The organism is Yersinia entomophaga (assembly GCF_001656035.1).
In the GTDB taxonomy this organism is placed as follows: domain Bacteria; phylum Pseudomonadota; class Gammaproteobacteria; order Enterobacterales; family Enterobacteriaceae; genus Yersinia; species Yersinia entomophaga.
The window spans coordinates 3,433,877-3,460,813 of the sequence record NZ_CP010029.1 but is presented as its reverse complement, the minus strand read 5'-3'; the positions used below and the strand labels follow the sequence as shown (position 1 = coordinate 3,460,813).

Here is a 26,937-nt window from a genome sequence, read left to right as displayed (position 1 = left end):
GGAAAAGACGATCGATGGAGACAACAGATAAGCTGTGATAGCAGAAGCGAGTAAAACGGTAGGTCGAAGGTACATATTCCTCCCAACCGGCGGTCAAGAAGGCGGTACCCAGAGGATGCCGAGACTTCCCTACGCTGGCATAATCCAGATCAGGTAATACGGGTAAAATCTCAGCCACACAGTGAGTTAGCGCGGCACCCCGAGTCAGAACGACCATTATCAGCGGTTGATAAGATAAGATCAACTCTGGCTCAAGGGTGATAAGTCGCTACTCAGGGGGATAAAATGAACATTCGTGAATATCAGGAAGCCGATCGTCCCTTTTTACGAACGCTGTATCTGGCTTCCCGTCAGGCTGCCTTTAGCTGGATTAATCAGGAAAATTTCCGACTGGAAGACTTCGATAAAGCGGTATTGGGAGAAAAGATTTTGGTGGCGGTAGAGGACGGTAACCGGCTGGGCTTTGCTTCGGTTTTTCGGGAGGAAAACTTTCTGCATAACCTGTTTGTCGATCCGAGCAGCCAGGGTCTTGGCGTGGGAAAATTACTGCTACAGGCGGTACAGAGGGAATTGACCGCTACCGGGGTGTTAAAGTGTCTAGTCCGCAACCAGCGAGCGCTGGCGTTTTATCAGCAAAATGGCTGGCAGAAAATCGCCACCGGCAAAGGAGAAGATGGCGAATATATTTTGATGCATTGGGTAAAACCGAGCTAAAAATCATTTCGGCAATGGGTAATCGGACGCTTCGCTCCTTTCGCGTCAGATTACCCTATGCTCAGGCTAGTTTTCGCGTAATGCTTTCACATCGTCGGCTTTGATGTTCAACGTCGGCTGACCAAACTGTTGCAGCAAATAGTTACTGAGAGTCGCAACTTGTTCATCACTTAGGGTGTTGGCAAAACCCGGCATGAACACTTCACCGTCGTTAGTCTGGCGAGTCACCCCGTGCAAAATCACTTTGACCATATTATTCGGCGTCGTGGCTCCAACCACTGAGTTTCTCATCAGAGAAGGATAATAACCGTCCTTAACTCCCGCGCCGGTAAAACTGTGGCAACTAGCACAGTTCCCCAAATACAGCCGCGCGCCATCAGTGTAATCATCGGCGCTAAACGCCTTGCCGCGTAGCGAATCGACGCCGGTTGCCGGTTGCCCCCAGTCTGAGCGGCTCTTGGTTTCATCATCGAGATTCAGCGGTTTCAAAGTTCGTAAATAAACCGCCATCGCGTTAAGGTCGCTCTCTGTCAGGTGACGGGTACTGTTTTCAATCACTTCGGCCATTGGTCCGGCTGCCTGCGCTTTCCCGTCAACATGGCCGCTGCGCAGGTATTGAACCAACTGCTCCTGGCTCCAACTGCCAATCCCCGCATTAGGATCGGAAGTAATATTAAATGCCGTCCAGCCATTAATTTCAGCGCCACCGTAGGCTTTGCTGTCTTTCATTCCCATGGTGAAATTGCGCGGCGTATGGCATTCCCCGCAGTGCCCCAGCGCCTCGACAAAGTAGGCACCGCGATTCCACTCGGCGCTTTGATTATTATCAGGCTGGAAACGCTGCCCTTCAAAATTCACCCAATTCCAAAACCACAGTCCCCAACGCTGATTGAACGGGAATGGCATATCGTTTTCACGATTTGGCTGATGTACCGCAGGCAGGCTAAACAGATAGGCTTTTATCGCCCTAACGTCATCATCCGTTAGTAAAGTGTATGAAGTGTAAGGGAAAGCGGGATAGAGATTCTCACCATCTTTCCCTTTTCCCTCATGCAGCGCCCGAATAAACTCTTCGTCATTCCACTCCCCAATACCCGTCGCTTTATCCGGCGTAATATTCGGTGAATATAAGGTTCCCATCGGCGTTTTAAAGGCTAATCCTCCGGCAAAAGGCTTTCCCCCTTTGGTGGTATGGCAGGCTACGCAGTCTGCCGCCTGAGTCAGATATTCCCCTCGTTTAATCAGATCCGTACCTTCCGCTCCTTGCACCGTCGCGCTAAAGGCACCGCATAACGCCAGCCAGACCAGAGTTTGCTTTTTCATATCACACCTCGGCCTTTAACGTTTCGGCAATGCGTAAAGAGAGCGCAGCGATAGTCAGCGTACAGTTAACCGATCCCACGGTAGGCATCACGCTGCTACTGGCGATAAACAGGTTTTTATGATCGTGAGTACGGCAATCACTATCCACCACCGAGTCTTTTGGGTCGTTCCCCATAATAGTGGTGCCAGTAATGTGATTGTTGTTGGCGAAATCATTATGGAATACCACTTCGGTTCCGCCCATTAGCCGCGCCGCATCAGCATAGACCTGCTGGGTATGCAATGCACTTTTGCGCACATAGTCATCCATGGCGTAATAAAACTCGGGTTTAGGTATGCCGATGGCGTCTTTTTCCGTTAGGCTGGGAATAATGCGGTTTTCCATATGAGGCAAAATTTCGTGAAAACTGTCAAAACGCACGTAGCGAGCCGCCCGGTCGCGGATTTTTGCCTCCAACTGCGGCCCTAGCTGTAAATCCCCCTGCTTGAGCAAATTGATTGTCACTTCGTCCGTACGAGATAAATTCGATAAATGAATCTTTTTGGCCGCATACTCAGCACGGAAAGCGCCATCGCGGAACCCCACCATTGACGTCATTTCCTGCGGACCACGCCCCGGCCACAGCGCTTCATTAGCCAGGAAAGTCACGCCAATACCCGGATGGTCCATCAGATTTCGTCCCACACGGTCTGAACTATTGCCCACTCCGCGAGGATTTTTTTCACTGACGGACATCAGCATTATTTTCGGAATTTCTATGCCATTCGCAGCCAATACAAAGAATTTCCCTTCAGCCCGATGTTCCCCGCCCTGAGCGTCTTTAAACAAGGCTGCAGCAATTTCCTGCCGATCGTTCACTTCCAGCTTATAAACAACCGCCTGCGGACGAACAATTGCCCCCGCTCGTTCGGCTTTTTCAACGTGAGTAATCCCGTTATACATCGCGCCAATGGGGCAAATCGGCATACAGTTATTGTTACCGCAGCAGGTCGGCCTGCCATCATACGGACGACTATTTCGCGCCACCGGCTCGGTTACAACATAAAATCCATTCGCATTTAATACGGTTTTAATTCGCTGCTCGTTCCATGAAAGCGGCAATGGTTCCATCGGATAAGGCTGCGCGCGGGGCGATCCCAAATCTTCATTGTTCGGCCCCCAAACGCCCAGTTCCTGCTCAGCACGGAAATACCATTTTTCCAGCGCGGTATAGTCGATGGGCCAATCTAATCCCACGCCATACAGCGTTTTTAATTTGAAATCATTCGGTAAAAAACGCCAGGCCGAAGCGGCCCAGTGCCAGGTTGTCCCGCCAACAGCACGGATATATTGTACGTCGTAAGGGTGTTCCCCTTTTTGAATCAAGTAGTGATTATCAGGATTAAATTCGGGATGAGGTGCGTAAGGAGTAGAAGGATAAGCGGCCATGTTGTCTGATTTATCCGGCTGATTGCGGAAGTTCTCCACTATCTCCCAACGCGGTAAGCGCGGCCCCGCTTCTAGTATCAATACCGATTTCCCCGCTAGCGCCAGCTGATGCGCGACAAGCCCTCCCGCTACGCCGGACCCGATAACAATCACGTCAGCCTGCAAAGTATCAGCCATAAAAGTATTCTCCTGAATTATATGGCCACGTCAGGCTTGGCAGCCCAATAACCGGGTTGGTTAGGACAATAGGAGCGAATGACTAAAACATCAGACACGGCCTCAAACATCAGCGCATTCTCGTAGCTAATCACCGCCGCATTCGAGCCTTCCCCTATCACGCCCACATACCACGCCTGCAAGACCTGCCGGGCAATGCCCTGCTGTGCCTGCGACCAATTTTGTGGCTCACCAGCCGGAAGCGGTTGGAGTAAAGCCAGCTGTTGATCGAGCTGCGGCAGGCGCAGAATAAGTACCTGATAGATCCGCTGGCCGATATGGGGATTAAGTTGACGCTTACCGGTCAAAGCACGCGAAACCAGCATAAATCGCTCCAGATTGAGCGGCATCGTTGAGGTTGAAGCAGCAAAAACATTCAGGGACAGCGGACTCATCAAGCTGGCGACTAACCCAACGCCGACATATCCCAATAAACGCCGACGGGATACGCCGTTAACGCGAGGTATAGATGGGGGATGTAACGACATGTTTTCTCTCCACAAAACACTAAGTACGCCCTACAGTAATCATCGATTTGATTCAGCGATGCGGGTGACTGTTTGGCTAAACCGCAGCGTATTTCTCAGCTCGCTGAGGTGAAAAGTTCTGTTGTGAAAAAATAATTATCTCGCCTGTTAGCGATGTAAATTATGGTGTTCTATAACTTAAACATTTAGTTGATAGGTAAATATTCGTCAAGGCGATAGTGTTCAACCCCAACGGGTAACATAAAGTAAAACGACAGCATTATTAATTTTAAAACAATATTGTGTGTTTAAGACAATGACATTATTTATTGACTACCAGCATATCCCTCATACTTATTAATAAGAAGTTACGAATATCTCTCGTGGTGCAAATCCCATCATGTAATAAATGATGTGGGGAGCAGCTTCCATTATTTCAGGTGCAGGTGCCGGATCGATCATCCACGGCGCTGAGGGTAAACGACGATAATTATGAGTATATGAGATTACATATGTCACCATTTACATTCATCAACACATTCCGTCATCACCTGCCTGCATCGGTACAATATATTATATGAACCCAATCCTTTTTATTCTTTTAGGTAAACCTTCAGCAATAAAACCATTTCCATCTTTATTTTCTTTATTACCATAGTAATGAAGATAGTGTTTAGCCCCTCCAACAGCATGGTTAAAATCGATTGTATTATCGGTATTATCAGTGGGTTCAGGCAACTATTCTTAGCGCTTATACGCTCCTGTAAATCGTGCAGGCTTAACTCATTTATATCCTTACGAATAACTATAGACCTTGCAGCATAGTTAATATCAGAGCGCCCATTGGTATTGATGACAACCGATACTCGAATCGAATAAATTTAATTATTTCAACATCAGGAAATACTGGAAACTCGACGTAAGTAAAAATACTGAAACATTCTTTTTTATCACATGCTTTAGTTATTATTCTCATAATAACATAGCTTACCCTCATTCAAAAAAACAGCCTAGACAATATGGGGATATAAAAAACCAAGGTTAAAGACACAAGAAATACAAGAAATACAAGAAATACAAGAAATACAAGAAATACAAGAAATACAAGAAATACAAGAAATACAAGAAATACAAGAAATACAAGAAATACAAGAAATACAAGAAATACAAAATAGCATCCAAGCGTAGCTAACCGCTCAGAGTATAGCCAGACCTATATCAATTCAATAAACAGATTCAATATATTAAGTCCGTATCACGAGTAAATATTAATTGTGAGAAGTAGAATATAAAAACAAAATAACAATAAACATCTTATTTCATTTAACAAAATTAATTAAATGAAATAAATGAAAAACCCCCGAAATATACGGGGGTTGGATTTTTATCGAAAATTATTTATTTCGGGCTGTTATTCCCACTCAATGGTTGCCGGTGGTTTGCCGCTGATGTCATACACCACGCGAGAAATACCGTTGACTTCATTGATAATGCGGTTAGATACACGGCCAAGGAAATCATAGGGCAGATGTGCCCAATGCGCGGTCATGAAATCGATAGTTTCGACTGCACGCAGAGAAACCACCCAATCATATTTACGACCATCGCCCATGACACCTACGGAACGAACCGGCAGGAATACGGTGAACGCCTGGCTGACTTTATTGTAAAGATCGGCTTTATGCAGCTCTTCAATAAAGATCGCATCAGCGCGACGCAGCAGGTCACAATACTCTTTCTTCACTTCGCCCAGTACGCGCACGCCTAAACCTGGACCAGGGAACGGATGACGATACAGCATGTCATACGGCAGACCCAATTCCAGACCAATTTTACGCACTTCATCTTTGAACAGTTCTTTCAGCGGCTCAACCAGACCCAGCTTCATTTCTTTCGGCAAACCGCCCACGTTATGGTGTGACTTGATAACGTGCGCTTTACCGGTGGCAGAGGCCGCAGACTCAATCACATCCGGATAAATGGTGCCTTGTGCCAACCATTTGACCTGCTCTTGCTTACAAGCTTCTTCATCGAAGACTTCCACAAATACGCGGCCAATGGTTTTACGTTTGGCTTCAGGCTCATCAATACCGGCCAGTGCGCTCAGGAAACGATCTTCCGCCGCAACGTGGACAATATTCAGACCGAATTTATCACCGAACATTTCCAGCACCTGATCGGCTTCGTTCAAACGCAATAAGCCGTTATCCACGAATACACAGGTCAGACGCTTACCGATGGCACGGTGCAGCAACATAGCGGTAACGGAAGAATCTACACCGCCAGAGAGGCCCAGAATCACGTGATCTTCGCCAATTTGTTCGCGCAGACGTGCTACTGCATCTTCGATGATGGTCGCAGGCGTCCACAGCGCTTCACACTGGCAAATATCCAATACGAAGCGCTCTAACAGGCGTTGGCCTTGTTTGGTGTGGGTGACTTCCGGGTGGAACTGTACGCCATAGAAGCGTTTTTCTTCGTTGGCCATAATGGCAAACGGGCAGGTATCGGTGCTAGCAACGGTGACAAAGTCAGACGGAATTGCCGTCACTTTATCGCCGTGGCTCATCCACACATCCAGAATTGGCTCACCGGCCGCGTTCAGAGCATCTTTAATATCACGAACCAGCGCAGAATCAGTTTTGATCTCTACCTGCGCATAGCCGAACTCGCGCTCGGTAGAACCTTCAACGTGGCCCCCCAGTTGCATCGCCATGGTTTGCATACCGTAGCACACGCCCAATACCGGTACGCCTGCGTTGAACACGAAGTCTGGAGCACGCGGACTGCCGTTTTCAGTGGTGCTTTCCGGGCCGCCGGACAGGATGATGCCACTCGGATTAAACTCACGAATCTGGGCTTCAGTTACGTCCCACGCCCATAGTTCACAGTAAACGCCAATCTCACGAACGCGACGCGCCACTAGCTGAGTGTATTGCGAACCGAAATCGAGAATAAGGATGCGATGCTTATGGATATTTTTTGTCATGTGAGGCGTATTCCAGAAACAGGTCAATAAATAAAATAAAAATGAAAGACTTCAGCAACGTTAATAAACGTCCTATTCCAATCGGCGAAGCCAGAAAGTGAGTTAACGCCCGCAGCATCACATACGCAATTGACGCAAAGTCATTGAGCAATGCGAGCAGCGGACGATGACAAAACTCACCGACCGCAGCTCTTGGAATTAGCCCATGCGGTAGTTCGGTGATTCTTTCGTGATAGTCACATCGTGCACATGACTTTCCTGAATACCCGCACCACTGATGCGTACGAATTCTGCTTTGGTACGCAGATCGTCAATGGTCGGGCAACCGGTCAGACCCATACAAGAGCGCAAACCGCCCATTTGTTGGTGAACGATTTCTTTCAGCAGACCTTTGTACGCTACGCGGCCTTCGATACCTTCCGGTACCAGTTTGTCTGCGGCGTTATCAGTCTGGAAATAACGGTCGGAAGAACCTTTGGACATCGCGCCCAAAGACCCCATACCGCGATAGGATTTGAATGAACGGCCTTGATACAGTTCGATTTCACCCGGAGATTCTTCAGTACCTGCCAGCATAGAACCCACCATCACGCAGGACGCGCCCGCTGCAATCGCTTTCGCAATATCACCGGAGAAGCGAATACCGCCATCGGCGATAACCGGAATACCGGTGCCTTCCAGCGCGGCTACGGCATCAGATACCGCTGTGATTTGCGGAACACCCACGCCGGTAACGATACGGGTAGTACAGATAGAGCCGGGGCCAATCCCCACTTTTACCGCGCTAACACCGGCTTCTGCCAATGCTCTTGCGCCTGCGCCTGTAGCGACGTTACCGCCAACAATTTGCAGATCAGGATATTTAGCGCGAGTTTCGCGAATGCGTTGCAGAACGCCTTCGGAATGACCATGAGATGAGTCGATCAGCAAAACGTCAACGCCAGCGGCAACCAGTGCGTCGATACGCTCTTCGTTACCTGCTCCGGCGCCAACGGCAGCGCCAACGCGTAAACGGCCGTGTTCGTCTTTACAGGCGTTAGGCTTACGTTCTGCTTTTTGGAAGTCTTTTACGGTGATCATGCCGCGTAGATGGAAGTTATCATCAACTACCAACGCTTTTTCAACGCGTTTTTCGTGCATTTTCTGCAACACAATTTCGCGAGATTCGCCTTCTTTTACGGTAACCAGACGCTCTTTCGGCGTCATAACCGCCGTTACAGGCTGTTCCAGATCGGTGACAAAGCGTACGTCACGGCCAGTAATGATACCCACCAGTTCGTAATCTTCGGTCACAACCGGATAGCCAGCAAAGCCGTTACGGGCGGTCAGTTCTTTAACCTGACGCAAAGTGGTGGTTGGCGTAACGGTCTGTGGTTCAGTAACCACGCCGCTTTCATGTTTTTTCACGCGGCTGACTTCTTCGGCCTGACGCTCGATAGACATGTTTTTATGGATGAAGCCCAGACCGCCTTCTTGCGCCAGAGCAATGGCCAGGCGAGATTCGGTTACGGTATCCATGGCTGCGGACAGCATAGGGATATTCAGGCGGATAGTTGCGGTCAGTTGAGTACCAAGATCCGCAGTGTTAGGCAGAACTGTGGAATGGGCTGGAACCAGGAGAACGTCGTCAAAGGTTAGTGCTTCTTTCGTGATACGTAGCATGGGCAATATCTCACCAGAGTGATTTGAGAAAAGATAAAATATTGCCGTGGCATTATACAGAGCGTAATCGGTTGCCTCCAGCACTTTCTGATAAATTTTCTTGCTTACCGTTCTGAGGCAGGTAATATCGATCAATTAAGTACTTGTTTTAAAATTTGATCCAGGTCACATGCCACTAACTTCCGCCACCTCGATATTTACCGTCAGCCGCCTGAATCAGACGGTTCGACAGCTGTTGGAAATGGAAATGGGCCAGATTTGGCTCACCGCCGAGATATCCAACTTTTCCAAGCCCGCCTCCGGTCACTGGTATTTTACCTTGAAAGACGATCGGGCGCAGGTACGCTGCGCGATGTTTCGCAATAGCAATCGCCGCACCACTTTTAACCCGCAAAATGGTCAGATGGTGCTGGTCAGAGCCTCAATCACTCTGTATGAACCCCGAGGTGACTATCAGTTAATCGCTGAAAGTATGCAGCCTGCCGGCGATGGTTTGCTGCAACAGCAGTTTGAGCAATTGAAAGCACAATTGGCAGCGGAAGGATTATTTGAAGCGGCGCACAAACAGCCGCTCCCTGCCCCAGCCAAACGGGTCGGCGTGATTACTTCCGCCAGCGGAGCGGCTCTGCACGATGTGCTACAGGTGCTTCAGCGCCGCGATCCTTCGCTGCCGGTGGTGATTTATCCTACTTTGGTTCAGGGTGCCGAAGCGCCAATGCAAATCGTCCGCGCGATTGAAATGGCCAATCGGCGCGCTGAGTGTGATGTCTTGATTGTGGGGCGTGGTGGCGGTTCGCTGGAAGATTTATGGAGTTTTAACGATGAACGGGTGGCGCGAGCAATATTTGCCAGCCGGATTCCGATTGTCAGCGCCGTCGGGCATGAAACCGATGTGACTATCGCCGATTTTGTTGCCGATCTGAGAGCACCGACGCCTTCTGCTGCCGCTGAAATTGTTAGCCGCAATCAGCTGGAATTAGTGCGTCAGATTCAAGCGCAGCAACAGCGCATGGAAATGGCGATGGATTATTATCTGGCGCAGCGTAATCAACAATTTACCCAACTGCATCACCGCTTACAGCAACAGCATCCTCATTTGCGTTTGGCGCGCCAGCAAACGTTGTTGTTTAAACTGCAACGTCGGTTGGAAGAATGCGCTCAAAACCAAATTCGCCTGCAAGTTCGCCGGGTTGAGCGTTTGCAACAACGGCTGAGTCACGTCCAGCCGCAGGGACGTATCCATCGTTACAGTCAACAAGTGCAGCAGCAGGAATATCGTCTGAAACAGGCGCTAGAGCGCCAGCTAAACGCTTATCGTCAACGTTTTGGGATTGCCTGTTCTCAGTTAGAAACCGTTAGCCCACTGGCTACACTGGCACGCGGCTATAGCGTGACCCAAACCCCCAGCGGCAGTCTGCTAAAAACCACTCAGCAAGTACAGGTGGGTGATACGCTGAAAACCCGGCTGCAGGATGGTTGGGTGGAAAGTGAAATTACGCAGCTAACGCCGGTGAAAAAAGCACGTAAGCCGCGAACGGCGGCGAAATAGCTCAGTTTTTATCGTCACCAGGTACGATGCTATCCAGTGTGTCAGTAAGACAATTGACAACTCGCTGCGGCGTTAAAGATGCAGGGTATACTCGTATTTCACGCGTTTTTTCGAAATCAAACCATGCCCGTGCTGACAAAAATAATCAACTGCGCCGCAGGCCTTAAGCACCTGTAACGGCTTTTCGCAATCTGGGCAAATCGCTTGCGGCTGATAGTCGCTACTGCATGTAGCACAGTGAAAGTGACTACTTACCTCATCCATCGCTGTATGACACACCGGACATAGAGCTTCCATTATTTTCTCCTTAAATCACGCCGAATGTACGCAGGAAATAAATACCCAAGGCCGTAGTAAAGAACGATCCCACGGTAGTAATGGCGATAATATTAGCCGCTAAAGTGGCATTTCCGCCCATTGCTCGCGTCATCACATAACTGCCCGCCGCCGTTGGCGTCGCTGAAAACAGGAAGATAATTCCCAGTGCAGCACCGCGAAAACCCAGCAACCATCCGCCTAATGTCATGATTAAAGGTACAAAAATCAGTTTGGCGGAGGATGCCAAAGCCGCCACGTTAGAAGAACGAAACATCGCCTTCCAGTCCAGGCTGGCTCCGGTGCAAAGCAAGGCCAGCGGCAGTGCCAGAGCGGAAATAAAACCACCGGTTTGCTGAATAACCTGCGGCATCGGCAGGTGGGTTTGAGCATAGAGTAAGCCGCAAACCAGACCGATAATTAGCGGGTTAGTCACAATACTTTTCAATAAGGCGCTCTGGCTGATTTTTCCGTCGGTGGCCGCGTTCAGACTGCGAGTTAACGTGATCACCGACAGAACGTTGAATAATATTACCGTGACCGTCAGATACATCGCCCCCAGCGCCATTCCTTCATCACCGTAAGCGGTCATCGCGTAGGCCAACCCCACTATGGCGGTATTGGCACGAAAGCCGCCCTGCACGAATACACCGCGCTCACGAGGCTCTTTAACCAGCCAGTGAGCGGCCACTTCCAGCAGCGAAAAGGTAATCAACGTGCCGACTGCACCGTAAATCACTAATGGTAGATGATCGGCCAGACTAACGTGATTAGTGGCAACGCTAAAGAATAGCAGGCAAGGCAAAGCGAGATTGAAAACCAGACGGGTGGCACCGTCGCAGAAACTGTCGTCCATCAGACGCCAGCGTCGCAACATGACGCCAAGTAACATCATCAATAAATTCGGTACTGTTACGCTAAACGCAAAACTCCAAGTTTCCCATGACATAACGTCTTCCCAAACTCATTTCGTAAACAATACTTTTAGCCATTAGCCAGAAACACGAAGGGCGCGGAATATCCGCGCCCTGCTAGCTTACTTTATTTCTTTTTCAGATGTGACAACAAGCGTTTACGCTTCCGCATCTGGTTTGGTGTCAAGGTGTTACGCTTGCCAGCAAACGGGTTTTCACCCTCTTTAAACTGAATACGGATCGGCGTCCCCATCACTTTCAATGAACGACGGAAATAGTTCATCAGGTAGCGTTTATAGGAATCGGACAAATCAGTCACCTGATTACCGTGAATAACCACGATGGGTGGATTATAACCACCGGCGTGGGCGTATTTCAGTTTCACACGGCGACCACGTACTAGCGGCGGCTGATGATCTTCTTCAGCCATTTGCATGATACGCGTCAGCATTGAGGTACCAACACGTTTGGTAGAGCAATCGTAAGCTTCCTGAATGGATTCAAACAGATTACCTACGCCGCTGCCGTGCAGAGCAGAGATAAAGTGAATACGTGCGAAATCAACGAAGCCCAAACGCAGGTCCAGCATGTCTTTCACTTGAGCGCGAGCTTCTTCGCTCATGCCATCCCATTTATTGACGGCGATAACAAGTGAGCGCCCACTATTGAGGATGAAGCCCAACAGAGACAAATCCTGGTCGGAGATACCTTCGCGAGCATCAATCACCAGCAATACAACGTTCGAGTCTTCGATCGCTTGCAGGGTCTTGATTACCGAGAATTTCTCAACGGTTTCAGTGATTTTCCCACGTTTACGCACACCGGCGGTGTCGATCAGGATATATTCACGATCGTCGCGGGTCATTGGGATATAAATACTGTCGCGAGTGGTGCCCGGCATGTCGTACACCACCACACGCTCTTCACCGAGAATGCGGTTGGTCAGTGTAGACTTACCTACGTTAGGACGCCCAACTATGGCCAGCTTGATCGGCAAATCCAGCGGGTTGAAATCGTCTTCTTCTGGTTCTTCCCCTTCTGCCTGATCTTGATCCTGCGCTTCCAGTTCTGCCCAATAGGCGGCGTTGGCTTCTTCTTCAGTCAATTCAACTTCAGGTTCTACCGGCGCCATATACGGAGCCATGACTTCTTCAATCAGCTGAGCTACGCCACGACCGTGCGAAGCGGCAATTGGGTGAACGTCTCCCATTCCCAAAGAGTAGAAATCGGCGGCGGCCGCTTCAGGCTCCATGCCGTCGGTTTTGTTAGCAACCAGGAAAGTGGCTTTTTGGCGGCTACGCAGATGCTGGGCAATGCCCTGATCCGCAGGCATCAGGCCAGCGCGCGCATCAACCATGAATAATACGATGTCTGCTTCTTCAATCGCTAACAGCGACTGTCCAGCCATGCGTGTTTCAACGCCATCTTCGGTGCCATCAATACCGCCGGTATCGATAACAATAAACTCATGACCCTCAACTTCGGCACGACCATATTTACGGTCACGCGTCAGCCCGGGGAAATCCGCCACTAACGCATCCCGAGTGTGAGTCAAACGGTTAAATAAAGTGGATTTACCCACATTCGGGCGCCCAACCAGGGCGATGACAGGTATCATTATTGAAGCCTCATTACTTATTTTTCAATTCGTTACAACGCTATCGAACAACACGGACAGCGGAGTTTATAGAATACGAAACGGCCCCTGAACTATTCAGGAGCCGTTTAGGGACTCATATTAAGAGCCAATGTGTTCGGTAATCACACCCTTGAAAGTTTAGCTTTCGTCCAGTGTATTACCCGATAATTAGCGAGTAAACGCGTAGACCGTGCCGCCTTTGGCCTGAATCATCAGCTTATCGCTGACAACCACCGGCGCGCTAAGGAAGCCGGAGCTATCCACTTTCTGCTGCGCAACAAAACGGCCGTCTTCGGTATTCACCCAGTGCAGATAACCTTCGGCATCACCAACCACCAGATAGCCATTATACATAACTGGGGCAGTCAAGTTACGATGCAATAGATCGCTTTGGCTCCAAAGGGTAATACCACCGTCGGATTTCAGTGCCACAATGCGGTCATTTTGGTCAACCAGGAAAATGCGACCAGAATCAACGATGAAATCGTTGACCGAACCCAACTCGCGTTTCCACAGAATCTGACCAGAACGCAGATCCAATGCGGTCAGGTTACCATTGTAAGCCAGCGCATAAACCACGCCGTCTACCACGATTGGCGTCATATCAACATCGTTCAGACGGTCAATTTCGGTAGTACCGGTTACCTGAGAAATACGTTGCTGCCAAATCAGCTGGCCTTGTTCCATCATGACCGCACTAACGCGACCATTATCACCGCCAACAATAGCCGCGCCAAAGGCAACGGTCGGTGCAGATTCACCGCGCAGGGACAGAGAAGGCACATCCAGATTCAGCGTCCATTTAATCGCGCCATCGCTCTCATTCAACGCCTGCAACATACCGTTGGTAGTGTGAATCAGAACCACGCCGTCGCTGACAACCGGACGCGACATCGCTTCGCCAGCCACGCTGGTCTGCCACGCTACTTTACCATCGTCGGCATTCAGCGCGTAGACCACCGCTTTTTCGCTACCCACAAACACGTGAGAACCAGAAACAGTCAGACCGCCGGAAAGCATGGCTGATCTGTTGCTGGAGTAGAAATTGGTTTTTTCAGACAGATCGGTTTGCCAGATTTGTTTACCAGTATCGATATCCATCGCTTTCACCAGACCTTTACGATCAGCGGCGAAAACAGAAGAACCCTGCCAGGTCGGGCGCAGATGGGAGTAGTAATCACCCACACCGCTGCCAACAGAAGTGCTCCACACCTTGGTCGGAGTGAACTGATTTTCAACCGTTGGCAGTGGCGACATGGTCACCACATCTTCTTCACTGTTAAACAGTGAGCAGCCGCTCAATAGGGCGACGGAAACCAGTCCTACTAAGAGTGTTTTACGCAGTTGCATGGGAATTCCCCTTAGCTGGACAAATTGTTCAATTTCATGCGCAGCAATGCCTGCAACGCCTGAGAAGCATTAGATTCGACGCCTTTGGTGTAAGCTGCGCGTGCACCAGCAACGTCGCCCTTACTTAATAATGCATCGCCACGCACGTCTTGCGCCATTGCAGTCCAACCATCGCCTTTCACCGCATCGAGGGTTTTCAATGCATCTTCCGGCTTTTTCAATTGCAGCTGGACACGCGCCAAACGCAGGTTGATCAACGACAGCAGGTTTTCATCTTTGGTATTGCCCTGAGCCAGACTCAACTGCTGAGCAGCCTTATCAAATTGCCCTTGTGCCACAAAGTGATGCGCCAGTTCCAACCCGGCCAACACGCCATAGTTGTTGCTGTTGCTTTGTACAAATTTTTCCGCAGCGGTAACGCCTTCAGCGTTGTTGGCTGCCAATGCCGCACTGGCTTTCTGGAAGGAAGAAGATGCTTCCGTCAGCGCGGTATTCTGATGGCTCTGCCAATAACGCCAGCCCACCAAAGCACCAATTCCGAGCACCACACCCACGGCCAGCGCTTTTCCGTTTTCACTAAAGAAACGGCGCACTGCGTCAACCTGGTCATTTTCAGTGGTATAGACTTCCACGGTGTCTCTCTCCTTAACCTAACATCGAAGCCAGACGCGCAGCTACATCAGCTTGCGCCAGCGTTTCTTGTTCACCCTTGCGCAGATCTTTCACTACTACCTGCTGTGCAGACACTTCGTCTTCACCTAACACCAAGGCCACGCGCGCGCCCCATTTATCGGCACGGGCGAATTGTTTTTTAAAGTTGCCGCCGCCATAGTTGGTCATCAGCTTCAATGACGGCAAAGCGTCACGCAGAGTTTCAGCCAGCTGCATTGCTGCGCTCTGTGTCCCCTGACCGGAAGACACCAAATACACATCAACCGTTGGCGGTACGCAAAATTCAGGATTAACCGCCTGAACCAGCAAAACCAAACGCTCCAGCCCCATAGCAAAACCGACGGCTGGCGTCGCTCGGCCACCCAGTTGCTCTACCAGACCATCGTAACGGCCGCCGGCACAGACTGTCCCTTGAGAACCAAGGCTATTGGTTATCCATTCGAAAACGGTACGGTTGTAATAATCCAGGCCGCGAACCAAACGCTCGTTAACGCTATATGGGATACCGGCATGATCCAAAAGTTCACACAATCCGGCAAAATGCTGTTTGGATTCTTCATCCAGATATTCAGAAAGACGCGGCGCATCGTTCAGCAACTGCTGGACTTCTGGATTTTTTGAGTCCAAAACACGCAGCGGATTGCTATACATCCGGCGTTTGCAGTCTTCATCCAACACTTCCTGATGCTGTTCCAGGAAGGCGACCAAAGCTTCGCGGTAATCGGCACGTGCGTCCAATGAACCAATAGAGTTAAGCTCAAGACGAACGTGCTCGGAGATACCCAGCGCTTTCCACCAACGTGCGGTTAGCAAAATCAATTCGGCATCGATATCCGGCCCTTGCAGACCAAAGACTTCGGCACCCAACTGATAGAATTGGCGATAGCGGCCTTTTTGTGGGCGCTCGTAGCGGAACATCGGGCCGATGTACCACAAACGTTGTTCCTGATTGTACAGCAGACCATGTTCGATCCCGGCGCGTACACAACCCGCCGTGCCTTCCGGGCGCAGCGTCAGACTTTCGCCATTGCGATCGTCAAAGGTGTACATTTCTTTTTCCACGACGTCGGTCACTTCACCGATGGCGCGTTTAAATAACGGGGTCTGCTCTACAATCGGTAAGCGAATTTCACTGTAACCGTAGCCGCCCAGCACTTGTTTCAATGTGCCTTCAATACGCTGCCATAAAGCTGTATCAGCCGGCAGGTAGTCGTTCATACCACGGATGGCTTGAATGTTCTTTGCCACGTCTTTTCTCTATAGTTTTGATGCAAAAATAAAGCCGATTATAGGGGCTAGCCGTCCCGTGATTCAATGGGGACGCTCATCACCACTATGGGCACAATATAAAGCGGGCCAAGCCCGCTTACTCAACGCTGGACACAACCGCCGGATCAGACCGGCGCCTGATCTTCCAGCTGGTTGATATCAATCCGGTTTTTCTCATCAAGCATCGCTGCTTTGGCGCGAATTTTGGCTTCCAACTGGTCGATCATCAACTTGTTGTCAAAACGTTCCCGCTGGCGTACGCCGTCTTCGTAGAAGCCGCTTTTATTATGCGCGCCGGTCACGCCGATAGTTGAAACCAAAGCCTCTCCCGGGCCGTTCACCACACAACCAATGATAGAGACATCCATTGGCGTAATCAGATCTTCCAGCCGTTCTTCCAGCGCATTTACCGTACCGATCACGTCAAATTCCTGACGTGAGCAAGTTGGGCAAGCGATGAAATTGATACCACGGGAACGGATGCGCAGAGACTTCAGAATATCAAAGCCAACTTTAACTTCTTCCACCGGATCGGCGGCCAGAGAAATACGCAGCGTGTCACCGATGCCTTCAGATAGCAGCAAACCGAGGCCAATAGCCGATTTAACTGAACCGCTACGCGCGCCGCCGGCTTCAGTAATCCCCAGATGCAGCGGATTATTGATTTGTTTTGCCAATAAACGGTATGAGTTTACCGCCAGGAAAACATCAGAGGCTTTCACGCTGACTTTAAACTGGTCGAAGTTGAGGCGATCGAGGATATCAACGTGACGCATTGCGGATTCAAGCAGGGCTTCTGGCGTGGGTTCGCCATACTTTTCCTGAATGTCCTTTTCCAACGAGCCGCCGTTAATACCGATACGGATAGGGATGTTCTTGTCGCGCGCACAGGCAACCACTTCACGGATACGTGATTCGTTACCAATATTGCCAGGGTTGATACGCAGGCAATCCACGCCGTATTCCGCTACTTTCAGCGCAATACGGTAGTCAAAATGGATATCGGCGACCAATGGAACATTGGCGCGCTGCTTAATCAACTTGAAAGCTTCAGCCGCATCCATCGTCGGAACCGAAACACGGACGATGTCAACGCCAACACGCTCTAATGCCTGAATTTGTTTAACAGTCGCGTCAACGTCTGTGGTGCGAGTGTTGGTCATCGATTGCACAGCAATCGGCGCTCCATCACCAATCGGCACCTTTCCAACGTAAATACGCGTGGATTTACGTCGAATGATTGGGGATTCATTATGCATTACACGCTCTCCTTTGCAGTCATGTAGTCACTTATAACCACAAGATCACTCAGCGCCGACGGTCAAACGGGCAACACGGCTTGATTTAACAAACTTGCTTAAATCAACAGGGTTACCTTGATACAAAATGGTGACCGCCCCTGGCGCACCTATCGTCAGTTTATAGGGTGCTTTGCCAGATAAATTCAGGGTCGCGCCCTTCTTCTGAATACCGCTGAACAATGATTTACCCGTTGCATCAACAACCTGCAGCCAGCAATCGTCAGAGAAATTCATCACCAACCCGGCCGATTGGGCAGCGGCAGCGTTAACTGCAGCCTCTGCCGTCGGCAAAGGAATGGCAGGGTTTGACACTTCAGGCAAAGTCGCCTGACTTGGCGAAACTACCGCTGACGAGGCCGGCGTTTCACCTGTGGCTACCGGGGCATTCCCTGCCGCGGCTGGAGCTGTTACCGGAGCGGTTTCCGGTGCCGAAGGCGCAGCTGACGCATTAGCGTCAGACAACGGAACTTCGGTTTTTTCCGCGTTATCGTTTTGATCAGCCAGAGGGACTGTTTGCCCCTCATTTTGCGATAACTGGGCAGAAGACTGATCGGCCATATTGGCGATCTCTGCCTGTTGGGCCTGATGATTTTGCCACCACCAGGTACCGGTCAGACCAATCACAACAAAAACAATGAGCCAGGTGAACATCATCAACCAGCCATCACGTTTCTTGCGCTTTTTACCCAATGAAAAACTCTGCATCGGGGCGACTTTCGCCGCTCTAATCGGTGCCTGTTTTGCCAGCATAGGCAATAGCTCATCTTCAGGCAGACGAACCAGTTTGGCGTATGAGCGAATGTAACCACGCAAAAACGTCGAAGCAAGATTCGCCTGAGCGTTATCTTCCTCAATATCCCGAATAGTCGATACTTTCAGGCACAGACGTTCGGCAACATTCTGTTGGGTTAGCCCTAATGCTTCACGGGCTTGACGCAGGCGCACACCTGTCGTCTCTGGAACAGTTTGATCTTGGGAGGCTTCAGTATTCATTAGCTAGAAAGTGCTGGTACTGTTTGGATTGTGGAAAACTTCGCGCAAGCTGCTTGCCATAGCGTTGAACGCTATCCTGGCGACCTGCCAGCGCGGCGAAACGAATTTGTAACCATAAACTTTCGGCACTGGCCGGAAGAACATGTTGATAAACATCCAGTAGTAGTTGCGCCTGAGCGCGTTTCCCTTCTCCAAATTGCCTTTCGGCCTCTGCAAGCAGCGACCCACCTTTATCAGGATCATACTTCAACGCTCGGCGGAGCAACACTTTGGCCTGGTCATTTTGATTAGCCCGCAAAAAACAATAACCTGCATTTTCCAGACTATCTGCAACTTGACCGTAATCAGGTAACAAAGCCGCAGCGCTAAACTGCTGTTGAGCCGATACATACTGCCCTAAACCACACAGAAACGCACCGTAATTATTCAGTACGGTGCCATTTCCTGGAGCGAGCTGCATCGCTTGCTGATAACGCTGTTCTGCGGCGCTGTTTTCACCGACGCGCTGTTCGTATAAAGCCATGCCCAACTGAGCTTGATAATCCTGCGGAGCGGCATTCACGGCTTTTTCCAGATTCTGACGGGCAGCGGGTAAATCTCCCTGCGCCAGATAGGCTAAACCAAGCTGTAAACGCGTTTGACCTGCCGCCGGCTGGTCAACCTTATTCGGAGATGACCCCGAACATCCGGCCAAAACCACGGCCGCCAAACATGCTCCCCACAGTATATTCAGCTTCATGCTCTTCCAATTGTCCAGTTGCGTAATGGCAAGAACCTGAATAATTGACGACGCATCAGGCCCTCATATTTGCTGTATTACCTACGCGTAACACCTGACATCTTGCAGATTAAAACTTAAATAACAGTCAGTTAAACGGAGCTAAACGCCCCGTAAGGTTCAGACTGTCTTAACCGCTATAGGTTCCCCGGCCATTTTCTTTTTCAGCGTGCGCTTGGTACGGTCAATCACCTCGCCCGCCAATTGGCCGCAGGCTGCATCAATGTCATCGCCGCGGGTTTTACGAACAATAGTCGTAAATCCGTATTCCATCAATACCTTGGAGAAACGATCTACCCGGCTATTGGAGCTACGGCCATAAGGCGCGCCTGGGAAGGGGTTCCATGGAATCAGGTTAATCTTACACGGCGTGTCCTTCAAACACTCTGCCAACTGATGAGCCTGTTCGGTGCTGTCATTAATGTGATCCAGCATAACGTACTCAACCGTTACCCGCCCGCCGTTGGCGTTCGATTTCGCTAAATAGCGACGAACCGCCGCGAGGAAAGTTTCGATATTATATTTACGATTGATTGGTACGATTTCATCACGAATATCATCGGTTGGCGCATGCAGAGAAATGGCCAGCGCCACATCAATCATATCGCCCAATTTATCCAGCGCCGGAACAACACCTGAAGTAGACAGGGTTACGCGACGTTTAGACAAACCAAAACCGAAGTCATCCATCATGATGTCCATCGCCGGAACCACGTTATTCAGGTTCAGCAACGGCTCGCCCATTCCCATCATAACGACGTTGGTGATCGGGCGAGTGCCGGTTGATTTCAGCGAACCGATAATTTTGGCCGCACGCCATACCTGACCGATAATTTCGGAAACACGAAGGTTACGGTTGAAACCCTGCTGAGCGGTTGAGCAGAATTTACATTCCAGAGCACAACCAACCTGAGAAGACACGCATAAAGTGGCGCGATCGGCTTCAGGGATATACACGGTTTCAACCTGCTGGTCGCCAACTTTGATCGCCCACTTAATGGTGCCATCCGCTGAGCGTTGTTCTTCTGCCACTTCCGGCGCCCGAATTTCAGCCACGCGCTGTAATTTTGCTCTCAGCACTTTATTAATGTCGGTCATTTGCTCGAAATCATCGTAGCAATAGTGATACATCCACTTCATGACCTGATCTGCCCGGAATGGTTTTTCACCCATTTCAGCGAAAAACTCGCGCATTTGCTGACGATTCAAATCGAGCAGGTTGATTTTGGCGGTGGCCGGCGCTGCTACCTGCACTGCGCTGTCGGCAGCAGGAGAAGCATCGGGTTGAATTGTTGCAGATAACTGTTGTTCAGACATGAGTTGTCGTGGCCTCGTTGTTACACTTTGCGGCGCTGTGCTTTAAACCGGGTGGCACTTAAAGAAACGGCGATGGATAAATAATAAAAATGCCCCGGTAGAGCTGGCTCATCCGGGGCGCGGCATTGTACGAATTTTAAGGCATGGATTCTACGGTTGAAAGGGCATGGCCGCATTTTTATTGTGTCAGCCGATGAAAATTGCCCTGACCTCCCTTAAATCAACCTATTAGCTGCGTGGAAAAATTTCGTTTTCGCCGAAGAAATAAGCGATTTCACGTTGTGCAGACTCAACGGCGTCAGAACCGTGAACAGCGTTAGCAGTAAAGCTATCGGCAAAATCAGCGCGCAGAGTACCTGCCAGCGCGTTATCCGGGTTGGTTGCACCCATGATGTCACGGTTGCGCTGAACCGCATTTTCGCCTTCCAGAACCTGAACCATGATTGGGCCAGAGGTCATGAACTCAACCAAACCGTCGAAGAAAGGACGGCCTTTATGTTCTGCGTAGAAGCCTTCAGCCTGTTCTTTGGTCAGGTGCAGCATTTTTGCAGCAATAATTTTGAAGCCGGCATTTTCAAAACGCGCGTAGATAGCACCGATGTCGTTGTTAGCTACTGCGTTTGGTTTGATGATGGAAAAAGTACGTTCTACAGTCATGACAACCTCTATTTGATTTCTAATATTGACCGGACTTGGAAACCACCCTGAATTAGCGTTGCCGCTTGGCTTACAGGCAGATTCTTTCAAGTAATTTTTGCGCCGACCCTGTTAAGTGGTCGCAGATTATATGTGTGCCGAAAGCGCTTGCCTATGGGAATGACAACAATTTATTAAAAAACTGTTATCTTAATTCCTCATTTTTGTGCACAAATCACATTTCACATAAAAATCAAGTAAGCGGATAAAAAGCTCAGGGTATTAACCTGTTACCGACCCGCTCAGATCTATCATTCCTATCTTGCCAAAAATTGTCAAAGTTCCTCAATAAACCTAAAGCCAACTTTTTTCTTCACTATGGCCGAAGGCTGGCTGATCACGCTGGAAACCAATGTGCGCTTCCCTTTTTCGCTCAAATAATCGGCCAACGCTCTGATTGCAGCGGTGCCGGCTCCTCTTATTGCCCCCTCAGCCTGCGGATGCAATACGTAGGTCGGATTTGTCAGAGAACCGGCGATCCCGACGTCAAATTCATTGATATCTACCGCCATGGTAATACTGACGATCTGTCCAGACAAACGCACAATCACATAGATGTAGTCATCACGACTGGTTCTTAACCAGCTTTGTGTCACATCGCTCACCAAGCGCGATGCTTCATGCAGCAGCTCCATGTGATTGACTTGTTCAAGAGGCTCACCAATTTCCGTTGGCAGGTCAACTCTGGCAGGCAGTTTTACTTGATGATAAATCTGCCTCCATTCATCAATAATCGGGATAAGTCGCTGTCTGGCAGCCTCCGTCGCTTCAGTCGTACCACTTATCACTTCAATATCGAAATGCTGTTCGGGATGTTCTACCCAGCGTTCCCCATGCCGAATTCTGGGAATGGTTTCGACAAAATGAAAATCTTGCAGCGACAGCTCATATCGTCCAAGAGGTAGTGATTGCACTGCCTGAGGAGTTCGCACTCTATCTTCATCTTCACTATTCCCATGAAACAGATAGGCCGCATAGCTAAGCTGAGAAAACTCAAAAGCCGTTTTCAGATTAAAAATGTCCTGGCTTCCAGAAGATTGAGCACTTTCCCTGAATAACGTCTGGACTGTGTTAATCAGACGAGTTTCAGTTTCAATATCAGATACGGCATGCCCGGTATCACCATTTCGTATAATTCGGTCAATAACTTGTCCAAAATTCTCCGCATTCCAGTTATCCGTGCTGCCACCAAACAGTAAAGTAAAATCGGTGAGAATATTCAAGGTCCATTCAATACATACAGGAGACAAATCACGGCGAGAGCGTAGTTGAGGAAGTAACTGATCTTTCATTGAAACTTTGCAAGCCAGCGCCGTCGCAGGAACCGTTAAGGCCTTACCGTTCATATCGGAATGAACTTGAGTGAGAATACCTTTGGGTTCAGACTGCAAATTTATGATTTGAGGCTCCGTCTGAAAGGTTTCATTCGATTTCAGTTTAGGTAAAGGTTTTGCCGAACCCGATATTTGCAATATCTTATCGTTCGGTTTTTTAAAGAACTCATTGGCATTGCTGACAAATCTGTCAGTCTGATTACAGCTTCCCTGAATCACATAATTATAAATACTGAGCATCGGCACCGACCAGCAAGATAATAATCCCATCACGCTACGGGTTTGTCGGTTGCTTCCCTGCTCTCCTGTTAATACCAGTTTGTCAATGACAACGGGTGTTTCAAGGTTGAAATTACTAACCTTAAAATCAACGGTTTCTTTTCCAGAATTAAAGAGTGAACTAAACAACGGGGAAACATAAGCACTTCTCGTTCCTTTCGACTCAACAAACTGTATTTCAAAATAGTCACCATTGAATCTGGAGAGAAATGACAATCTATCGCTATCATCATTAACCCGAAAAATAAAACTGCTGTATTTATTATGATGCATAAAATACAGTTCTCTATCCTTTACTCGAAGAACACCACCGTCAACGAATGAAATAGAATAGTCATCATCATTATTTATTATAAAACTTATCAATACTTCTTTAGAACTCAAACGTTCATCCAACCAATAATGACCAAAAGCCTTCCCTAAGGGAATGCGCATAACGTCTTTGATTACACAGCGCTGATCGCAAGTAAAGGTATTGTTTTGAAAAACCCGCATACTGGTTATTCTATTATTAATATTTAATTTTTCTAAATCCTGATATGTAAAGTCTTCCGTCAAAACATAATATTCCCCTTGAAAACCATCGTCTTCATAAACAACCGCCTGCATATTTTGGGGAACAGTAATAGAACTTATCTGATCGTTAAGTGGATTAAGAATGTGGTAGTTTTTCCTGCTATGATAGTTATTGCTATAAAGATCGATACTTTCATTTGCCGCCAGACATACTGCACTTCCAGAAAACTCATCACTTTCATAAAAACATGCCGTACTATTTACTTCAAATGAGCTAATCTCATCGTTAAAACCTATTTTAGTTTCGTCTTTAACAAAGTCAGTATTTTGTTTAATAACTAATTTTTCGCCTGAGAAATTAATATCTTTATAAACATTAACAGACAATCCCTGAGGAATAACTACCGATGATATACGGTCATTCCATCTTTCAGGAATACTTTCCACCGAGTTATTTTTTCCAGCACAGAGAGACTCGCCTCGATAACTATCATTCATAAAGAAACAGACTTTTGGCTCATTGGACAATACGTCAAAACAGGAAAATATTGTGATAAAAATTATAATTGATAATATTTTTATATTCATCATCAAAACTCCAATATTGCTATTGATTGTTGATTGTTGATTGTTGATTGTTGATAAAGAAAAATAAAAATAAAAATAAAAATAAAAAAATTCACTTTGAAAGAAAATCATCAATAGCCGAGGTTAAAAATAATAAAAAAAATCAATTGGGATTATATAAAATCAACATTTTATTGGTTACACTATTTTTTAATATAAAAACAACAAATACATCGTATTTCCATATGCATTGCGTTTTTTAATTAAGATAATTTGGACTTTCTTACTCCAGTCGGAATTCAACGTTGCTGACTTGCCCGCTTTCATCCAACACATTTAGCTGATAACGCCCCGGAGCCGTCAGCGTTTGTAGCCATGATTGATGATTTTGAGTGGTAGCAACCTGCTCGCCGTTCAAGAACCACCAGCGTTCCCCTTGCCCGCCCTGCGCTTCCAATCGTAAATCCAGACTGTTCTTACCCGGTAAACGACGCACAACAGCCCCATCCCGAATACCCAGAATCAAAAGTGGAGGACTGTCATTTTCCGCTAGCGGCGGGCAGGTGGCATTTACCGGTGGCAAACGCTGCGCACGACGCTCTGCCCACGGCAGCCAAGGCTCAAGCGGCAACGGCCAGAGAGTTAAACGGGTCGGCGTAGCGTCCGGGCAATCTGCCGCCACTCGCTGACCTTGCTTATTCAGCCATATATTCATCTGGCTACCTTGGATATTTTCCTGTCCGGGAGCCGCCAGTGTGGGCGGCAAAGTACCATCCAGTACCCAACTCTGGCGTCGCTGACGGCAGTTACTGTCACCGGCTGGCAATGGCTGGCCGCCCGGCCAGCAGATCTCTTCCCGACTCACTGATTCAGGCCGCGGGTCGATCGGTAATGCTCGATTTCCCTGATTCAAGCGCGCCATGAGCACGCCATTAACCTGATGCAAAATAGGTACCGCAGTAGCATAGCCAAATTGCCCTGCAACCGGCGTGCCGTCGGGCCTGCCAACCCAAATGCCCAGCGTATAGCGGGCGTTCAGGCCAATCGCCCATGCGTCCCGATAACCATAACTGGTGCCGGTTTTCCATGCCAAAGGCACAACCGCAGGTAAAATATCGTCGGGCACCGGCCTCCCTTCTCCCGCCATAATCCGTCGTACAATCCACGCCGCGCCGGGGGAAAATAGCCGCCGCTGAAGCAACGGTTGCTTCGGCTCGAAACGTAGCTGTCCGGCCATCCCTCCACGCCCAAAGGCGCTAAAAGCGGTAACCAATTGATCTAAACGTGCGCCGGTTCCGCCTAATATCAGCGCCAGATTAGGTTCGCTGTGCAGAGGAAAACGTAATATCAGGCCGGCATTGCGCAAATTGGCGGCAAAACGTTTGGAGCCATAAGCCTCCAAGAGTTGTACCGCGGGCAGATTCAGCGAACGTACTAATGCATCGCTAGCACTCACAGGCCCGTGAAAACCGGTATCAAAATTCCCCGGACGATAATTGCCAAACCGACGCGGAACGTCCTGTAACAAGGATTCGCCGTGAATGAGGCCATCATCTAATGCCATCGCATATAAAAAGGGCTTGAGCGTCGAGCCAGGTGAACGCCACGCGCTGATGGTATCAACATGGCCGAAACGACTGTCATCACCGAAATCAACCGAGGCGATGTAAGCCTTCACTTCCATGGTTGTGTGGTCTACTACTAGCACACCGAGAGAGGTTTTCTCCGGCAACTGGTGCCGCCAGCCGGCGGCCATATCTTCCAGTTGGCGCTGCAAACCGGCGTCCAGCGTTGTTTGAATAAGTTCGCGCTGGTTACCGAGAGTCAGACGGCGAGCCAGCAGAGGTGCCAGTTGCGGCACCTGACGAGGAGCCAGCCAGATATCTTCCTGTTGAATTTCAGTCACCTGACTCGTAGGCCAGACGCCGTACTGCGCCAATCGGGTTAATACTTTGTCTCGCGCCGCTTTGGCACGTAAAGGGTAACGATCGGGCCGCAAATGGCTCGGTGCCTGCGGCAGTACCGCCAGCAAAGCCGCTTCCCCTTGGGTCAAGTTGTCCGGCGCTTTGCCTAAATAAGTCCAACTGGCGGCACCGATGCCCTGCAATGTCCCGCCAAAAGGCGCGCGGTTCAGGTAAATCTCCAAAATCTGGTCTTTGGACAGATGCCATTCCAACTGAAAGGTGCGCCAGACCTGACGCAGTTTTCCACCTAAAGTGCGAGGATGTGGATCGATCAGGCGCGCAACCTGCATGGAAAGCGTACTGCCGCCGGAGAGTATTTTCCCCGCACGGAGATCCTGCCAGGCCGCACGCGCCAGAGATAATGGATTAACACCGGGATGATGATAGAACCAGCGATCTTCATAGGTTAGCAACGCTTGCAAATAATACGGAGAAACCTGTTTGATACTGACCGGATAGCGCCAGACGCCGTCATCATCTGCAAAACGCCATAGGGGAGAGCCATCTTCCGCCACCACAATCCGTGCCATTTGTACATCAGTTAGAGGCAGCGGCCAGGCTCTATCAGCCAGCCAGATAGCCGCCGGCAGCAGCAGCGAGATAAACAGCAAAGCAAGCCAGAAACGGCGGCGAGAGCGGAAAAAACGAGTCATCAGGCGATGATTTCGGCCCCTTTGCACAGAT

At 49.2% G+C, this 26,937-nt stretch carries 20 protein-coding genes and 1 riboswitch; of the genes, 2 read left to right on the top strand and 18 right to left on the bottom strand.

Annotation, left to right across the window (positions count from 1 at the left end):
* Window positions 1–109 precede the first annotated feature (109 nt).
* A riboswitch (TPP riboswitch) is annotated at window positions 110–212 on the bottom strand.
* A 73-nt stretch (window positions 213–285) separates the two neighbouring features.
* Window positions 286–714 (top strand): GNAT family N-acetyltransferase, encoded by a 429-nt coding sequence (locus tag PL78_RS15625; protein ID WP_064516893.1) that lies wholly within the window; start codon window positions 286–288, stop codon window positions 712–714.
* A gap of 66 nt (window positions 715–780) precedes the next feature.
* On the opposite strand, the gene PL78_RS15620 is transcribed toward PL78_RS15625, so the two are convergent.
* From PL78_RS15620 to guaB, 5 genes are all read right to left on the bottom strand, one after another.
* Complete coding sequence (locus PL78_RS15620) at window positions 781–2,037, bottom strand: cytochrome c (RefSeq protein ID WP_064516891.1); 1,257 nt, start codon at window positions 2,035–2,037, stop codon at window positions 781–783.
* A gap of 1 nt (window position 2,038) precedes the next feature.
* Window positions 2,039–3,643, bottom strand: a complete 1,605-nt coding sequence (locus tag PL78_RS15615; RefSeq protein ID WP_064516889.1) for a GMC family oxidoreductase — start codon at window positions 3,641–3,643, stop codon at window positions 2,039–2,041.
* Window positions 3,644–3,660: 17 nt separating this feature from the next.
* Entirely contained in the window at window positions 3,661–4,170 is a 510-nt protein-coding gene (locus tag PL78_RS15610) for a sugar dehydrogenase complex small subunit (protein WP_064516887.1), read from the bottom strand.
* 1,390 nt (window positions 4,171–5,560) lie between these two features.
* Window positions 5,561–7,138, bottom strand: a complete 1,578-nt coding sequence (gene guaA, locus PL78_RS15605; RefSeq protein WP_064516884.1) for a glutamine-hydrolyzing GMP synthase — start codon at window positions 7,136–7,138, stop codon at window positions 5,561–5,563.
* Window positions 7,139–7,336: 198 nt separating this feature from the next.
* Window positions 7,337–8,800, bottom strand: a complete 1,464-nt coding sequence (gene guaB / locus PL78_RS15600; protein WP_064518479.1) for an IMP dehydrogenase — start codon at window positions 8,798–8,800, stop codon at window positions 7,337–7,339.
* A 169-nt stretch (window positions 8,801–8,969) separates the two neighbouring features.
* Here guaB and xseA point away from each other — a divergent pair, with 169 nt between their 5' ends.
* A complete protein-coding gene (gene xseA / locus PL78_RS15595) occupies window positions 8,970–10,349 on the top strand; it encodes an exodeoxyribonuclease VII large subunit (protein WP_064516883.1) in 1,380 nt (459 codons plus the stop codon).
* A 72-nt stretch (window positions 10,350–10,421) separates the two neighbouring features.
* Here the strand turns inward: xseA and PL78_RS15590 are convergent, their stop codons facing one another.
* From PL78_RS15590 to pbpC, 13 genes are all read right to left on the bottom strand, one after another.
* Entirely contained in the window at window positions 10,422–10,646 is a 225-nt protein-coding gene (locus tag PL78_RS15590; RefSeq protein ID WP_064516881.1) for a zinc ribbon domain-containing protein, read from the bottom strand.
* Between the two features lie 10 nt (window positions 10,647–10,656).
* Window positions 10,657–11,613, bottom strand: a complete 957-nt coding sequence (locus tag PL78_RS15585) for an AEC family transporter (RefSeq protein ID WP_064516879.1) — start codon at window positions 11,611–11,613, stop codon at window positions 10,657–10,659.
* Between the two features lie 92 nt (window positions 11,614–11,705).
* Complete coding sequence (der, locus tag PL78_RS15580) at window positions 11,706–13,196, bottom strand: ribosome biogenesis GTPase Der (protein WP_064516878.1); 1,491 nt, start codon at window positions 13,194–13,196, stop codon at window positions 11,706–11,708.
* A gap of 189 nt (window positions 13,197–13,385) precedes the next feature.
* Window positions 13,386–14,567, bottom strand: a complete 1,182-nt coding sequence (bamB, locus tag PL78_RS15575; RefSeq protein ID WP_064516876.1) for an outer membrane protein assembly factor BamB — start codon at window positions 14,565–14,567, stop codon at window positions 13,386–13,388.
* Window positions 14,568–14,578: 11 nt separating this feature from the next.
* Window positions 14,579–15,199 (bottom strand): YfgM family protein, encoded by a 621-nt coding sequence (locus PL78_RS15570; protein WP_064516874.1) that lies wholly within the window; start codon window positions 15,197–15,199, stop codon window positions 14,579–14,581.
* A gap of 13 nt (window positions 15,200–15,212) precedes the next feature.
* Window positions 15,213–16,487, bottom strand: coding sequence for a histidine--tRNA ligase (gene hisS / locus PL78_RS15565; RefSeq protein WP_064516872.1), 1,275 nt, complete (start codon window positions 16,485–16,487; stop codon window positions 15,213–15,215).
* Window positions 16,488–16,633: 146 nt separating this feature from the next.
* Entirely contained in the window at window positions 16,634–17,767 is a 1,134-nt protein-coding gene (ispG, locus tag PL78_RS15560) for a flavodoxin-dependent (E)-4-hydroxy-3-methylbut-2-enyl-diphosphate synthase (RefSeq protein WP_064516868.1), read from the bottom strand.
* Between the two features lie 45 nt (window positions 17,768–17,812).
* Complete coding sequence (gene rodZ, locus PL78_RS15555; RefSeq protein ID WP_064516867.1) at window positions 17,813–18,802, bottom strand: cytoskeleton protein RodZ; 990 nt, start codon at window positions 18,800–18,802, stop codon at window positions 17,813–17,815.
* On the bottom strand, window positions 18,792–19,541 hold the full coding sequence (gene pilW / locus PL78_RS15550) for a type IV pilus biogenesis/stability protein PilW (RefSeq protein ID WP_064516866.1): 750 nt from the start codon (window positions 19,539–19,541) through the stop codon (window positions 18,792–18,794). The genes rodZ and pilW overlap by 11 nt, the downstream gene beginning before the upstream one ends.
* A 159-nt stretch (window positions 19,542–19,700) precedes the next feature.
* Window positions 19,701–20,897, bottom strand: a complete 1,197-nt coding sequence (gene rlmN, locus PL78_RS15545) for a dual-specificity RNA methyltransferase RlmN (RefSeq protein WP_064516864.1) — start codon at window positions 20,895–20,897, stop codon at window positions 19,701–19,703.
* 228 nt (window positions 20,898–21,125) lie between these two features.
* Window positions 21,126–21,554 (bottom strand): nucleoside-diphosphate kinase, encoded by a 429-nt coding sequence (gene ndk / locus PL78_RS15540; protein WP_049601718.1) that lies wholly within the window; start codon window positions 21,552–21,554, stop codon window positions 21,126–21,128.
* 314 nt (window positions 21,555–21,868) lie between these two features.
* A complete protein-coding gene (locus PL78_RS15535) occupies window positions 21,869–24,313 on the bottom strand; it encodes a peptidase inhibitor family I36 protein (RefSeq protein WP_064518477.1) in 2,445 nt (814 codons plus the stop codon).
* A gap of 259 nt (window positions 24,314–24,572) precedes the next feature.
* On the bottom strand, window positions 24,573–26,906 hold the full coding sequence (pbpC, locus tag PL78_RS15530) for a peptidoglycan glycosyltransferase PbpC (RefSeq protein ID WP_064516861.1): 2,334 nt from the start codon (window positions 26,904–26,906) through the stop codon (window positions 24,573–24,575).
* Window positions 26,907–26,937: the final 31 nt, after the last annotated feature.

What these genes read in the sequence shown, in the direction of transcription:
- PL78_RS15625 (WP_064516893.1), top strand. Translation starts at nt 286, where the DNA reads ATGAACATTCGTGAATATCAGGAAGCCGATCGTCCCTTTTTACGAACG.
- PL78_RS15620 (WP_064516891.1), bottom strand. Translation starts at nt 2,037, where the DNA reads ATGAAAAAGCAAACTCTGGTCTGGCTGGCGTTATGCGGTGCCTTTAGC.
- PL78_RS15615 (WP_064516889.1), bottom strand. Translation starts at nt 3,643, where the DNA reads ATGGCTGATACTTTGCAGGCTGACGTGATTGTTATCGGGTCCGGCGTA.
- PL78_RS15610 (WP_064516887.1), bottom strand. Translation starts at nt 4,170, where the DNA reads ATGTCGTTACATCCCCCATCTATACCTCGCGTTAACGGCGTATCCCGT.
- guaA (WP_064516884.1), bottom strand. Translation starts at nt 7,138, where the DNA reads ATGACAAAAAATATCCATAAGCATCGCATCCTTATTCTCGATTTCGGT.
- guaB (WP_064518479.1), bottom strand. Translation starts at nt 8,800, where the DNA reads ATGCTACGTATCACGAAAGAAGCACTAACCTTTGACGACGTTCTCCTG.
- xseA (WP_064516883.1), top strand. Translation starts at nt 8,970, where the DNA reads ATGCCACTAACTTCCGCCACCTCGATATTTACCGTCAGCCGCCTGAAT.
- PL78_RS15590 (WP_064516881.1), bottom strand. Translation starts at nt 10,646, where the DNA reads ATGGAAGCTCTATGTCCGGTGTGTCATACAGCGATGGATGAGGTAAGT.
- PL78_RS15585 (WP_064516879.1), bottom strand. Translation starts at nt 11,613, where the DNA reads ATGTCATGGGAAACTTGGAGTTTTGCGTTTAGCGTAACAGTACCGAAT.
- der (WP_064516878.1), bottom strand. Translation starts at nt 13,196, where the DNA reads ATGATACCTGTCATCGCCCTGGTTGGGCGCCCGAATGTGGGTAAATCC.
- bamB (WP_064516876.1), bottom strand. Translation starts at nt 14,567, where the DNA reads ATGCAACTGCGTAAAACACTCTTAGTAGGACTGGTTTCCGTCGCCCTA.
- ispG (WP_064516868.1), bottom strand. Translation starts at nt 17,767, where the DNA reads ATGCATAATGAATCCCCAATCATTCGACGTAAATCCACGCGTATTTAC.
- rodZ (WP_064516867.1), bottom strand. Translation starts at nt 18,802, where the DNA reads ATGAATACTGAAGCCTCCCAAGATCAAACTGTTCCAGAGACGACAGGT.
- pilW (WP_064516866.1), bottom strand. Translation starts at nt 19,541, where the DNA reads ATGAAGCTGAATATACTGTGGGGAGCATGTTTGGCGGCCGTGGTTTTG.
- rlmN (WP_064516864.1), bottom strand. Translation starts at nt 20,897, where the DNA reads ATGTCTGAACAACAGTTATCTGCAACAATTCAACCCGATGCTTCTCCT.
- ndk (WP_049601718.1), bottom strand. Translation starts at nt 21,554, where the DNA reads ATGACTGTAGAACGTACTTTTTCCATCATCAAACCAAACGCAGTAGCT.
- PL78_RS15535 (WP_064518477.1), bottom strand. Translation starts at nt 24,313, where the DNA reads ATGATGAATATAAAAATATTATCAATTATAATTTTTATCACAATATTT.
- pbpC (WP_064516861.1), bottom strand. Translation starts at nt 26,906, where the DNA reads ATGACTCGTTTTTTCCGCTCTCGCCGCCGTTTCTGGCTTGCTTTGCTG.